The sequence below is a fragment of the Pseudomonas sp. KH_027 genome (assembly GCF_057838565.1).
This window is the reverse complement of the sequence record NZ_CM174470.1, coordinates 3180362-3193908: the sequence shown is the minus strand read 5'-3', so window position 1 is coordinate 3193908 and position 13547 is coordinate 3180362. Positions and strand designations below refer to the sequence as shown.

General features: G+C 62.7%; 9 protein-coding genes. 4 read left to right on the top strand and 5 right to left on the bottom strand.

The annotated features are described in order from the left end of the window. Positions 1-56: 56 nt before the first annotated feature. The 4 genes from AC3IYG_RS14975 to AC3IYG_RS14960 all read left to right on the top strand — a co-directional run bounded on the left by AC3IYG_RS14975 (position 57) and on the right by AC3IYG_RS14960 (position 7227). Entirely contained in the window at positions 57-2060 is a 2004-nt protein-coding gene (locus AC3IYG_RS14975) for a DUF1302 domain-containing protein (RefSeq protein WP_489309671.1), read from the top strand. A 65-nt stretch (positions 2061-2125) separates the two neighbouring features. Next, entirely contained in the window at positions 2126-3496 is a 1371-nt protein-coding gene (locus AC3IYG_RS14970) for a DUF1329 domain-containing protein (RefSeq protein WP_489309669.1), read from the top strand. A 216-nt stretch (positions 3497-3712) separates the two neighbouring features. Further along, entirely contained in the window at positions 3713-4825 is a 1113-nt protein-coding gene (locus tag AC3IYG_RS14965) for a WD40/YVTN/BNR-like repeat-containing protein (protein WP_489309667.1), read from the top strand. A 17-nt stretch (positions 4826-4842) separates the two neighbouring features. Next, complete coding sequence (locus AC3IYG_RS14960; RefSeq protein ID WP_489309665.1) at positions 4843-7227, top strand: efflux RND transporter permease subunit; 2385 nt, start codon at positions 4843-4845, stop codon at positions 7225-7227. 478 nt (positions 7228-7705) lie between these two features. Here the strand turns inward: AC3IYG_RS14960 and AC3IYG_RS14955 are convergent, their stop codons facing one another. Genes AC3IYG_RS14955 through AC3IYG_RS14935 form a run of 5 tightly spaced genes read right to left on the bottom strand, consistent with a single transcriptional unit; the run spans position 7706 to position 13547 of the window. Then, the gene (locus tag AC3IYG_RS14955) at positions 7706-9346 is read right to left on the bottom strand and encodes a BatD family protein (protein WP_489309663.1); all 1641 of its coding nucleotides are present in this window, start codon (positions 9344-9346) and stop codon (positions 7706-7708) included. Continuing rightward, positions 9343-11094 carry a VWA domain-containing protein gene (locus AC3IYG_RS14950; protein ID WP_489309662.1) on the bottom strand — a complete coding sequence of 584 codons (1752 nt, stop codon included), beginning with the start codon at positions 11092-11094 and terminating at the stop codon, positions 9343-9345. The genes AC3IYG_RS14955 and AC3IYG_RS14950 overlap by 4 nt, the downstream gene beginning before the upstream one ends. After that, positions 11091-12119, bottom strand: coding sequence for a vWA domain-containing protein (locus AC3IYG_RS14945; RefSeq protein WP_489309660.1), 1029 nt, complete (start codon positions 12117-12119; stop codon positions 11091-11093). The genes AC3IYG_RS14950 and AC3IYG_RS14945 overlap by 4 nt, the downstream gene beginning before the upstream one ends. Beyond that, positions 12112-12606 carry a DUF4381 domain-containing protein gene (locus AC3IYG_RS14940; RefSeq protein WP_489309658.1) on the bottom strand — a complete coding sequence of 165 codons (495 nt, stop codon included), beginning with the start codon at positions 12604-12606 and terminating at the stop codon, positions 12112-12114. Before AC3IYG_RS14940 ends, AC3IYG_RS14945 begins: the two co-directional genes overlap by 8 nt. After that, positions 12603-13547 (bottom strand): DUF58 domain-containing protein, encoded by a 945-nt coding sequence (locus AC3IYG_RS14935; protein WP_489309656.1) that lies wholly within the window; start codon positions 13545-13547, stop codon positions 12603-12605. The genes AC3IYG_RS14940 and AC3IYG_RS14935 overlap by 4 nt, the downstream gene beginning before the upstream one ends.

The following is a 13547-nucleotide window of genomic DNA, read 5'->3' as shown; positions in this document are numbered from 1 at the left end:
CCCTTTAGTCCGGAGGCGCAATAAAAAGAATGATCTGTCCACGGAGTAAAGTTTCGATGGAATTCAAGTCCCGTAGTCCCATGTTGCGTTTCGCGCCGTCCAAGGCTGGTTTTGCCTTCGCCGGTATCCTGCCGTTGCTGGTCGCCGCTCAGGCCCAGGCGGTGGAGTTCAGCTTTGCCGACAATGAAGTCAGCGGTTCCATCGACACCACCGTGTCCTACGGCCAGTTGTGGCGCGTACAGGGGCAGGACAAGTCCAACAACGACATCAACACCAACGACGGTAACCGTAACTTCGATACCGGCTTGGTCTCCGAGGTTTACAAGGTGACTTCCGACCTGGAAGCAACCTACAAGAACTACGGCCTGTTCGTGCGTGGCACCGCGTTCTATGACACCCAGATCATGGATAAGCGCAATGACTACTACGACAACAACAGCCCGGTACAGCCGAGCCAGAGCTTCCCGGACGACGACAGCTTCACTTACGAAACCCGCCACAAGGCCGGCCGTGATGCGCAAATCCTCGACGCCTACCTGTATGGCAACTGGGACATCGCCGATATGCCGGTTACCGGCCGTATCGGTAAGCAGGTATTCAACTGGGGCGAGGGCATTTTCTATCGCGGTGGCGTGAACACCACCAACCCGCTGGATGCTGCCAAGTTCCGCCTGCCGGGCTCCGAATTGAAAGAAGTGCTGGTGCCGGTCGAGGCGCTGAGCTTCAACCTCGGCCTGACCGATAACCTGTCGATGGAAACGTTCTACCAGTTCAACTGGAAAGAAAGCGCGATCGACCCGGTTGGTACTTATTTCTCTGAAACCGACTTGTTTGCCGATGGTGGCAATACCGCTTACACCACCAACCCGGCGGCGAGCAGCGCTACTTTCCAGAGTGCCTATTCGACGCTGGTGAATGGCGGCAATGTGCTCGGCTTCATTCCTGTCGGCGCCAACTTTGGCGGGATCCAGGGCACCCAGTTCCTCAACAGCAATGGCACTTTCAAGGTCGCCGAGATCGGTTCTGACATCAATGCCAAGAACGATGGTCAGTTCGGCGCGGCCTTCCGCTATATCGCCGAGGAGCTGAACTCCACTGAGTTCGGGCTCTACTTCGTCAATTACCACGCGAAAGAGCCGACCATCAACGCCAGCCTCAATAGCAGCTATGCCGGTCTGGATATCGATCAGCTCGCCAGCCTGGGTGGCTTCTTCGCTGACTACGACACTCTGGAAAGTGCTGCAGGCGGCGGTAACGCCTTGGCCCAGACGGTCCTCGGCCTGGTCAACGGCGCAGCTTCTGTCGATGTGGCCAACCAGGTCACCGCTCGTCGCGAGTACGCCGAAGACATCCGCATGTACGGCATGAGCTTCAACACCACCCTGGGTGAAGCCTCGGTATTCGGCGAGCTGGCCTACCGGCCGAACCTGCCGATCGGCATCGCCACTACCAACGACCTGCTCGGTGATCTGCTGCTGCAGGCGGCTAAGCTGGCTGATGGGCGGGTGGTGAACATTGGTGGCACGGATGTGCAGATCACTGACCAGATCCACAACTCCGAGCGCGTCGAGGCCTACAACACCTCGCTGGGTACCATCTACAACTTCGGTCCGACCCTGAGCTTCGACTCGCTGTTCGGCGTCGCCGAATTGGCCTCCGAACACCTGCGCGGCAGCGATCTGCAATACACCGCCTTCAACGGCACCACTCGCTACTACTCTGGCCGCGGCAACAGCTCCTATGTCAGTGGCGGCGACCGTGACGATCAGGTCAACAAGAACGCCTACGGCTACACCTTGCTACTCAACGGCACCTGGAACGACGTATACGCTGGCGTGAACGTTTCCCCCTATGTCGTCTACAAGGATGACTTCGAGGGCAACTCCTACCAGACCGGTAACTTCATCGAAGGCCGCAAGGCTTACACCCTGGGTGTCAAGGCCAGCTACCTGAGCAGCCTGGAAGCCGAACTGCAGTACACCGAGTTCTTCGGCGGTGGGCAGAACAACTCGAGCCGTGACCGCGACAACGTCGGCGTCAACGTCAAGTACTCCTTCTAAACCCTATTAGAAAAATGCCGGGCGTCTACGGGCGCTCGGTCGATGATTTATCACGGAGAAATATGATGCTGAAAAAGCACACGCTGATTGGCGCCGCGATCGTTCTGGCGCTGACCGCTGGTAGCGCGCTGGCGGCGGTCTCGTCGCAAGAAGCGGCCAAGTTGGGCGCTAGCCTGACTCCTTTCGGGGCCGAGAAGGCCGGCAACGCTGCCGGTACCATCCCGACCTGGACCGGTGGTATCACCAAGGCGCCGGCGGAATACAAGACGCCTGGCCAGCACCACCCGGATCCGTTCGCCGGCGACAAGCCGCTGTTCACCATCACCAAAGCCAACCTGGACCAGTACAAGGGCAACCTGACGCCTGGTCAGATCGCCCTGTTCAATGCCTACCCGAACAGCTACCAGATGCCGGTCTACCAGACTCGCCGCTCCGGCTCCGCGCCACAGTGGGTCTATGACAGCAGCATGAAGAACGCCGCCAGCGCCAAATTGCTGGACGGCGGCAACGGTTTTGCCGACGCCTACGGCGGCATCCCGTTCCCGATTCCGCAGAATGGCGTGGAAGCGGTGTGGAACCACATCACCCGCTACCGTGGTACTTACATCGTCCGTCGCGCGTCCGAAGTGGCCGTGCAGCGCAATGGCGCGTTCACGCTGGTGACCTCGCAGCAAGAAGCGATGTTCAAGTTCTACAACCCCAAGAACACCTACGCTGACCTGAACAACATCATGTTCTATTACCTGTCCTTCACCAAGAGCCCGGCGCGCTTGGCGGGTGGTGCGGTATTGGTGCACGAGACCCTCGATCAGGTGAAAGAGCCGCGTCAGGCCTGGGGTTATAACGCCGGTCAGCGTCGCGTGCGTCGCGCGCCGAACCTGGCCTATGACACCCCGATCGCTGCGGCCGATGGCCTGCGTACCGCCGATGACACCGACATGTTCAACGGTGCGCCGGATCGTTACGAGTGGAAACTGGTTGGCAAGAAGGAAGTCTACATTCCTTACAACAACTACAAAGTCACCAGCCCAGACGTGAAGTACGCCGATCTGCTGCAGGTCGGGCATTTGAACCCGGCGCTGACGCGTAACGAGCTGCACCGTGTGTGGGTGGTGGAAGGCACGCTGAAAGCTGGCGCGCGTCACATCTACTCCAAGCGTACCCTGTTCCTCGACGAAGACAGCTGGCAAGCTGCTGAAGTTGACCAGTACGACGGTCGCGGCGAGCTGTGGCGTGTGTCCGTGGCTTACCTGAAGAACTACTACGAACTGCCGACCACCTGGTCTGCGCTGGACGTGTTCCACGATCTGCAAGCGCGTCGTTACCACGTGCAGAACCTGGATAACGAGGAGCCGACCACCATCGACTTCAGCCAGCCGATTCCGGACGACGGCTACTTCAAGCCGGCCGCACTGCGTCGTCGCGGCACGCGTTGATCGCTGTCATCACAACTGCGGTTGTGTAGTGTTGAGCAAAGGCCGCTACAGTAGTAGCGGCCTTTGTGCATCAGGAGGCCGAATTAGCTGTCAATCATGCGGGTTTGCCTTAACAAAACATAACGTCATGTTGATTGTCAGGCCTTTCGAAAGCTGGATAGGATAGGCGGCCTGCTAAAAGGCTGATCGTCCCATAACAATAAAGGGGAAAGGTGTATGAGTGAGCCCGTCATGCGGCGCACCCAGTCCGGTGAAGCTATGAAGTTCCTGCGCGCGCCGGCGTTCCGCTTCCACTCGCCGCTGGCTAAAGTGCTTTCGCTGTGTAGTGTGTTGTCTGTTCTGAGCTTTGCGGCCGTGCCGTTGCAGGCGCAAGCTGCCGCCGATTCAGCAACTGCCTATTCCATCGAGTCGGCGAAGGCCGTGAGCGCTCTGCTGCTGGATGTAGCGCATGCGGGCAAGCGCTTGGTGGCGGTCGGCGATCGCGGCCACATCCTTTTCTCCGATGACAACGGCAAGGTCTGGACTCAGGCCAAGGTGCCGACTCGGCAGATGCTGACGGCGGTCTATTTCGTCGATGACAAGCATGGCTGGGCCGTGGGTCACGATGCGCAGATCCTCGCCAGCGCAGACGGCGGCACCACTTGGGTGCAGCAGTTCAGCGACCTGGAGCGCGAAGAGGGCGCCCCTTTCCTGGATGTCTGGTTCAAGGACCAGAACACGGGTTTTGCCGTGGGCGCCTACGGTGCATTGTTCACGACGACCGATGGCGGCAAGACCTGGGAAGACGTCAGCGATCGGATGGACAACCCGGACGGCTATCACCTGAACGCCATCGCCGAAGTCAAGGACTCCGGTCTGTTCGCCGTGGGCGAAATGGGCAGCATGTTCCGTTCCTCCGACTGGGGGCAAACCTGGGAAAGCCTCAAAGGCCCTTACGAGGGCTCGCTCTTCGGCGTGCTTGGCACCAATCAGCCTGCTACGTTGCTGGCTTATGGCCTGCGCGGCAATGTGTTCCGCTCCACTGATTTCGGCAGCACCTGGCAACCCATCACGGTGAAATCCACGCGCGGTACGCTGGAGTTCGGCCTGTCCAATGGTGCCTTGCTCAAAGACGGCTCGCTGGTCGTCGTCGGGCACGGCGGCAGCGTACTGAAGAGCACCGATAACGGCCTCACCTTCAGCCTGGTCAACCGCCCGGATCGCTTGTCCTTGGCCGGCGTGACCGCTGGCGACAATGGTGACTTGATCCTGGTGGGACAAGGCGGTGTGCATGTGTCCTCGCCGACGGGTGTCGAGCCAGGTCAACCTGATTCAGGCCAAAAACAATAAGCCGTGGCTTTTGAGGTATGAGTACGATGAGTAACCATCACCAGGATAAGGCGACTTTCCTTGAGCGCCTGATCTTCAACAACCGACCGGCAGTGATCCTGATCTGCCTGCTGGTCAGCATCTTCCTGTTCTACCAAGCGTTGCAGGTGCGTCCGTCCACCAGCTTCGAAAAGATGATTCCGCTGCAGCATCCGTTCATCCAGAAGATGATCGAGCACCGCAACGACCTGGCCAACCTCGGCAACACCGTGCGTATCTCGGTGGAAGCGGTGGATGGCGACATCTTCAGCAAGGAATACATGGAAACCCTGCGTCAGGTGAATGACGAGGTTTTCTATATTCCAGGCGTCGACCGTTCCGGGTTGAAGTCGCTCTGGAGTCCGAGCGTGCGCTGGACCGAAGTGACCGAGGAAGGTTTCGCCGGTGGCGAAGTCATCCCGCAGACCTACGACGGTTCCGCCGACAGCCTCGACGAGCTGCGCAACAACGTGCTCAAGTCCGGGCAGATCGGCCGTCTGGTGGCGAACAACTTCAAGTCGAGCATTGTCGACGTGCCGCTGCTCGAGTCCTACCCGGACCCGAACGACCAGGGCACGCTGCTCAAGCTCGATTACCGCCAGTTCTCCCATGAGCTGGAAGAGAAGATCCGCGACAAGTACGAAGCGCAAAACCCGAATGTGAAAATCCACATCGTCGGTTTCGCCAAGAAAGTCGGCGACCTGATCGATGGCCTGATCATGGTGGTGGCGTTCTTCGGCGTAGCCTTCCTGATCACGCTGGTTCTGCTCTACTGGTTCACCTGGTGCATTCGCAGCACCATCGCCGTGCTTTCCACCACCCTGGTGGCGGTGGTCTGGCAGTTGGGGTTGATGCACACCGTCGGTTTCGGGCTGGACCCCTACTCGATGCTGGTGCCGTTCCTGATCTTCGCGATCGGTATCTCCCACGGGGTCCAGAAAATCAACGGTATCGCCCTGCAGTCGAGCGAGGCGGAGAACGCCTTGACCGCTGCGCGGCGGACCTTCCGCCAACTGTTTCTGCCGGGGGCGATTGCGATCCTGGCCGACGCCGTGGGCTTCATCACGTTGTTGATCATCGACATCGGGGTGATTCGTGAGCTGGCCATCGGTGCGTCCATCGGTGTCGGCGTCATCGTGTTCACCAACCTGATCCTGCTGCCGGTGGCGATTTCCTATGTCGGCATCAGCAAGAAGGCGGTCGAGCGCAGCAAGAAGGATGCGGTGCGTGAACACCCGTTCTGGCGTTTGCTGTCGAACTTCGCGCACCCGGTCGTGGCACCGATCTCGGTGGTCATTGCCTTGGCGGCCTTCGCCGGCGGCCTGTGGTACGGCCATGACCTGAAGATCGGCGACCTGGATCAGGGCGCGCCCGAACTGCGTCCGGATTCGCGCTACAACCTGGACAACCAGTTCATCATCAACAACTACTCGACCAGTTCGGATGTATTGGTGGTGATGGTCAAGACCGCCGCCGAAGGCTGCTCGACCCACGAAGCCATGCAGCCGATCGACGAGCTGATGTGGACGATGAGCAACACCGAGGGTGTGCAATCGGCGATTTCCCTGGTCACTGTGTCGAAGCAGATGATCAAGGGCATGAACGAGGGCAACCTGAAGTGGGAAACCCTGTCGCGCAACAAGGACGTGCTGAACAACTCCATCGCCCGTGCCGATGGTCTGTTCAACACCAACTGCTCGTTGGCGCCGGTGCTGGTGTTCCTCAATGACCACAAGGCCGAAACCCTGGATCGCGTCGTAGGTGCGGTGCAAGTGTTCGCCAAGGATCACAACAAGGAAGGCCTGGAGTTCCTTCTCGCGGCCGGTAACGCCGGTATCGAGGCGGCCACCAACGAAGTGATCAAAGAGTCCGAGCTGACGATCCTGATCCTGGTGTACATCTGCGTCGCGGTGATGACCCTGATCACCTTCCGCTCCGTGGCGGCCACGCTGTGTATCGTTCTGCCGCTGGTGCTGACCTCCGTGCTGGGCAATGCGTTGATGACCTTCATGGGCATTGGCGTGAAGGTCGCGACCTTGCCGGTGATCGCCCTGGGCGTGGGTATTGGCGTCGACTACGGCATCTATATCTACAGTCGCCTGGAAAGCTTCCTGCGCGCAGGCTTGCCGTTGCAGGAAGCCTACTACCAGACGCTGAAGTCCACCGGTAAAGCCGTGCTGTTCACCGGCCTGTGCCTGGCGATCGGCGTGGCGACCTGGATCTTCTCGGCCATCAAGTTCCAGGCCGACATGGGCCTGATGCTGACCTTCATGTTGCTCTGGAACATGTTCGGCGCCTTGTGGTTGCTGCCAGCCCTGGCGCGGTTCCTGATCAAGCCGGAGAAACTGGCCGGCAAAGTAGGCGGCTCGCTGTTCTCGCACTAAGCACTATTGCAAGACCGGAAACCGCAGCTCAGGCTGCGGTTTTTTTATGCGCGGAATAAAGGCCGGGGAGGCATGGGGCAGGGGCGGGAGCTGTTTTGGGTTTTCCCGATCCCGTGGTTTCTTCAGCCTGTATGGCTACTGGTAGCGAGGTCTTTGTGGTTGGCGTGAAGCAGTCTGGGGTGACATCCAGTGGCGCCGTGCCCGCTCACTGGATCCCCGCCTTCGCGGGGATGATGGGGGCGAGCGGTGTTTGTGTGTTGTGTCTTTCCCATCCTCACGGGGGTGTGGTTGGGCGCGCTGATGTCGCCGCGCCTTTCCCGTGTTTGCGGGGATGATGGGGGCGGATTGGGCTGGGGGTTGGTCTTTGCGTCGTCACTCCCGCGAAGGCGGGAATCCAGGTGCTTTGGGCGTTCTGGATAGTTCGGTAGGGTGGATTAGCCGCGTAGCGGCGTAATCCACCAAATAGGCCTGGATAATGTCAGCGCGGATACAGTGGCGGCAGCGGGCTGGGTTCCTGCGTGCCGGCCAGGGCGACTTCGGCGGCGGGTAGTGCACGGATCGCTTTCCACAGCTCTTCACCTTGCCAGTATTGGCCGCTTTCGCTGTACAGCGCGCCGTTCAGGCCGTCGAGCGTCTCCGACAGCGGGACGAAGCGTGCCGCCATATCGGCGAGGGTTTCCGGTTGCTGGCGGGCCCAGGCGTCGAGTGCCTGGCGGGTGGCTTGCGAGTCGTTGGCCAGGCAGGCGCGCTTGAGGTCGTCGAGCAAGCTGCGCGGGCTGGGGCCATTCTGCGCCGCCCGGGATACCGCGGGTTGCCGGCGGGCGTGCCACCAGAGGCCGAAGCCCAGCAGGGTGGTAGCGCTCAGCAGGGCGCAGGCCAACTGCCAGGGCCAGAGTGTCGGGCTCTCGATGGGTGTAGCTGAGGGTTCCGAGCTGACGGGCGTTTCCACGTCCAGCGTCGGGTTGTTGGTCACCTGCAAGGTGTGCGCAGGCAGAGTGGTGCGTTCCAGATGGTCTTCGTGGGTGTTCCACCACACCACCTCCACGGCGGGTAGTTCGATCCGCCCGCTGCGGTTGGGCACCAGGGCTTCACGTTCTTCACGGCTGCCGATCAGGCCGCGTTCGTTGGCCTGGTCGGCCAGCTGTGGCTGGTCGGGATAGCGCCGCAGGCCACTCACCGCCGTTGCGGGCAATGGCGGAAGTTGCGCGCTGGAGAGCCCTTCGACCTTGAGCATCAGGTTGCGTGTCAGCGAGTCGCCGACCTGCACGTTGTTTGGCTCCGGGCTCCAGGCTTCGGCGATGCTCAGGGCGCGGGCCGGCAGCCAGGGGGCATCGGCCGGGTAGTCGCCGGGTTTGGCCTTGACCGTCAGGGCAATGGCCGGGGATTTAACCCGCATCAACTTGCCGGGGCGCGGGCCGAAGGGTTGGTAGTCGTCACTTTGTGTCCGGTCTGCCGCCGTGGCGCTGAACAGCAGGGCGGGAATCTGCAGCTCGCCACTTTGCTGCGGGTAGATCGCATAGCGCAGTTCGATCACCCCGTGGCGCACGCCATTGATCTCTTTCTCGTAGGTGCGTGGCTCGCCCAGGCTCTCGATGCGGGCCTCGTGGATTTGCAGTGGGGTCAGGCTGCTGTCGTCGTACAGCGAGACGGAGTGGTAGATGCGCAGCGTCAGCACGGCCTGGGCCTGCACGTAGACGCTTTCATGATCCAGGCTGGCATCGATGAAGACCGGTGCGACCTGCTCGCTGTCGGCTCTTTCGTTGCTTTTCAGCACGTGCAGGGTGATCGGTTTGCTTTCCACATCGCCCAGGCGCAACGGCGGAATGACCACGGTGCCGCTGAGTTTCGGCTGCAGGGTGACCATCCAGCGAGTGGTGGCGCGCGCCTCGCCGTTGAGGGTGCTCAGGCGGTTGAGCTGACGGGTGGCGAGCACCTCGAACAGGGTGTCCAGTGGTGTCAGGTCAGGTTTGCCGAACAGGGTGGCGTCATCGGATTCGAGGGTCAGCTCGATGCTTTCACCTTCGCTCAGGCGTGTGCGGTCGACGCTGGCGGAAAACCCTACGGCGCTGGCATGCAGCGCCATGAGACTGAGTACAAGAGCGCAAAGCAGGCGGGTCATTGTGGCTGTTCCTGACGTTGTTGCTGTTCATACCAGAACTTGCGTCGCAGCAGTTCGCCCGGGTCGTCCGGAATCTGCCGCAGCCACTGCTCCAGGGCTTGTCGACGCTCACCGCCGAGGGCTTCCTGTGCATTGGCCTGGGTTGACTCGGCGGTTTTTTCGGCGCCGGGTGTACCGGGTTGCGGCTCGTCGCTCTGACTTTGCGGCTGGTCCGCGGCTTTCGATTCGCCGTCCTCGCTGCTGGCCTCGTTCGGCGGCGGCTCGTTCGCCGCCTGTTCACCCGGTTCGCCGGTTTGTGGCTGGCCGGGCTGATTCTGCTGCGGTTGTTGACTGTCGGCAGGGGCCGGCTGCTGTGCATCTGCCGGTTGCTGTTGCTGTTGCTGTTGCTGTTGTTGCTGTAGCAGTTGTTCGATCAGGGTCTTGTTCTTGAGCGCCGGTTGCAGGTCGGCCTGGCGCTCCAGTGCCTGCTCGTAGGCATCCAGCGCCGCTTCCAGTTCCCCGCTTTTGGCCAGGGCATTGCCGCGGTTGTAGTGGGCGGCGGCATTATCGGCCTGGGCGAAGTGCGCGGCCGCCCCGGCGTAGTCGCCGGCTTCATAGAGCGCCAGGCCCTGCCATTGCGGGTCGTGGAAGCGTTGCGCGGCCTGCGCCGGGCGTTTGGCTTCGAGCAGGCGTTGGCCCTGCTGGTCGGCCCGCAGCCAGAGGTCGTTGAACTCGAAGGCATAGCTTGGCTGCGGGTTCAGGAGTAGCAACAGTGGCAGGCAGAACAGCCAGCCACGGCGCCCGGCGCAGGCGGCGAGCAGCAGCAGCGGCAGGAGCAGCCAGTGGCCCTGGTCGGCCCAGGTCGCCAGTTGCATGGGTTCGGCATCGCGCAGGCTCTCGGCGCTGTCGAGCAGGCCGAGGCTGCGCAGATCGCTGTCATCCAGGCGGGCGCTCATGTAGCGCCCACCGAGCTCGCCGGTGAAGCGCTTGAGGCTGGCGCCGTCCAGGCGCGGCAGCAGGATCGCCCCTTGCTCATCTTTAACGAAACCGCCGTCTTCCTGCACGATGGGCGCGCCCTGGGCGGTGCCAATACCAAGGATTTGCAGGCGTTGGCCGTTGTCGCCAAGGGCCAGGCGAATGCCTTGGCGCTCCTGTTCATCCAGCGCGGTGCCCATCAGCAGCAAGCGTCCCTTGCCTTGTGCCCCCTGTTCCAGGAGTGTCAGTGCTTTGCTCACGGCCAGGTCGGCGCGGTGGCCCGGTTCGGGCATGATCGACGGCTTGAGCGATTCGAGCAGGTTGCGGGTCGTCGCCAGGTCGTCGGAAAGCGGCACCAGGGTATGGGCGCTACCGGCGAACACGACGATGGCGGTTTGGGCGTCGCGGCGGGCTTCGAGCAGGTCCAGCAGCTTGCGTTTGGCGTGCTCCAGGCGCGTTGGCGCAATGTCGCCGGCAAGCATCGAGGGGGTCAGTTCAAGCAGCACCACCAAGGGGTCGGCGCGTTTCTGGCTGGCCTGTTCGACGCGTTGCCAACTGGGGCCGAGCAAGGCGAGCAGGGCCAGCAGCCAGGCGAGGCCCAGGGCGATCCAGGGCAGGCGGCTGCGGCGGTTGTCGCCGCCGCTCAACAGAACGTTATGGAAGGCCACCGGCAGCAGCATTTGCCAGCGGCCGACACGCCGTTGCCGATGCCAGAGCTGCCACAGCAACCAGCCCAGCAGTGGTAACAGGAGCAGCCAGAAGGGGCGCAGCCAGTGTGGCCAGAGGGCAATCATGTGCGCCTCCGCAGCCACTGTGGCCGGCTGATCCGTGGTGGCGGGCGCTGTTGCAGCAACTGCGGCCAGAGCGCGTGGGCGACCAATAACAGGCTGAGCAGGAGTGAGCCGGCCAGCGGCCAGCTGTAGAGCTCCAGGGTCGGCCGGGCCTGGGTCGGTTGCTGGGCCACCGGTTCGAGCTGGTCGAGGCTGGCTTCGATGGCTTTCAGTTCATCGCTGTCGCGGGCCCGGAAGTACTGGCCACCGGTCTGCTCGGCAATCGCTTGCAGGGTCGGTTCATCCAAGTCCAAGCCCGGGGTGAGGCCGAGTGCGCCTTCCCCGGGTTCGGCGCCGATGCCGATTGGGTAGATCTTCACCCCTTCTTCAGCGGCCAGGCGGGCGGCGGTCAGTGGTTCGATCTCGCCACCGTTGTTGGCGCCGTCGGTGACCAGCACCAGGATGCGACTCTGCGCCGGGCGCTGGCGCAGGCGTTTGACCGCCAGGCCGATGGCATCGCCGACGGCGGTATTCTTGCCGGCGATGCCGATCAGCGCTTCGTCCAGCCAGGTGCGCACGGTGCGGCGGTCGAAGGTCAGCGGGGCCTGGAGGTAGGCCTGGCTGCCGAACAGAATCAGGCCGACGCGATCGCCCTGGCGGCCTTCGATAAAGTCGCCGAGCAGGTGTTTGACCAGGGTCAGGCGACTGACCGGGAGGTCATCCCATTGCATATCGGGGTAATCCATCGAGCCGGAAACGTCCACGGCGAGCAACAGGTCGCGCCCGCTGGCAGCCAGTGGCAGCGGCTCGCCGACCCAGGCCGGGCGCGCAGCGGCGCTCAGCAGCAGCAGCCAGAGCAGGGCGAAAGGCGCTTGCTGGCGCCATGCCGGCAGATTGGCGCGCGCGCGGCGCCCGGCCAGGCCTTCGAGCTCATTGAGGAAGCTGACCTTGAGCGCCGGCTCGCCGCTGTCGGCCTCGGGCAGCACGCGCCGCAGCAGCCAGGGCAGCGGCGCGAGCAGGAAGACCCACAGCCAGATGAACTCAAACATGTTTGCGAATCCAGGTGTCGATCGCTTGGTTGAGGCCATCCACCGCCTTGTCGTCGAGCTTGCACTCCGGGCGGTAGGCGCCTTCCACCAGCACCATCCAGCGGGTCAGGCCGGCGGCCGGGCAGCGGTTGTCGAGAAAGGCCAGCCAGGTGCGGCCGCTCAGGGTGTGGCTGTGGCTGGCCGGGTAGTGGCTGCGGCACAGGCGTTTGAGCAGGGCGTTCAATTGTTGCAGCCAGACGTTGGCCGGGGCGCCGTCGTAAGGTTTGCGCAGTTGCGCCAGTTCGAGCAGCGCGGCTTGCCGCAGCGGGTCGAGCGGCGCCTGCTCGCGGGCTTTGTTGCGCTGCCAGGACAGCCGCCGGCGTACTCGCCAGAGGCCCCAAAGCAGCAGCGGCAAGAGCAACGCCAGCAGCCACCAGCCGGGGGCGGGCGGCCACCAGGCAATCGCGGGCGGGGCGATCAGGGGCTGCAATTGATCGAGGGGGTTCATTGCTGCTTCCTGGGGCGCTGGGCGTTGAGGTGGTCGCGCAACTGCTCGACCATCTCGCCTTGGGTGCTCAGCGGTAGCAACGGCACACCGAGCTTCTGTGCCAGCATCTGCCAGCGGGCGCTGCGGGCTTCACTCTGGGCGTGGTAGGCCTGGCGCAACTCGATGGCGTGGGTGTCCAGCTCCAGTTGGGCGCCGCGCTGGGTGAACTGCAACAGGCCGGCGGCGGGCAGGGCATGGTCGAGCGGGTCGGACAGCGGCAACAGCAACAGGTCGGTGTGGCGCGCCAGCAGGGTCAGTTGCTGTTCGGTGCTCTCGGTCAGCGCGCGTTCGTCGCAAAGTACGATTACCAGGCTGCCAGGGCGCAGCACTTCGCGGGCTCGGCGCAACGCCAGGCCGAATGCATCGCGGTTCGGCTGGGCTTCGGTATGCAGGGCCTGATTGACCCGTACCAGGCGGTTGAGCAATTGCAGCAAGCTGTGTTTGCTGCGCCGTGGCTTGATCTCGTGGTGTTCGCTGTCGCCGAATACCAGGCCGCCGACCCGGTCGTTATGGCCCAGCGCGGCCCAGCCGATCAAGGCCGCGGCCTGTGCGGCGAGCACCGATTTGAACACCAGGCCGGAGCCGAAGAACAGCCGCTGGCTTTGCTCCACCAGAATGAAAATCGGCCGTTCACGCTCTTCATGGAACAGCTTGGTGTGCGGCTCCTGGGTGCGGGCGGTGACACGCCAGTCGATGGTGCGCACGTCGTCGCCGGCCTGATAGACCCGCACTTGGTCGAAATCCACACCGCGCCCGCGCAGTTTCGAGTGGTGCAGGCCAATCAGCGGGCTGCGTCGTGCGGGAGTCGAGAACAGTTGCACTTCGCGCACGCGATGGCGCATCTCGATCAGCTCGGCGAGGCTGACGCGAATTCCGGGTTCGGCAACGATGGGTGGCTGCAT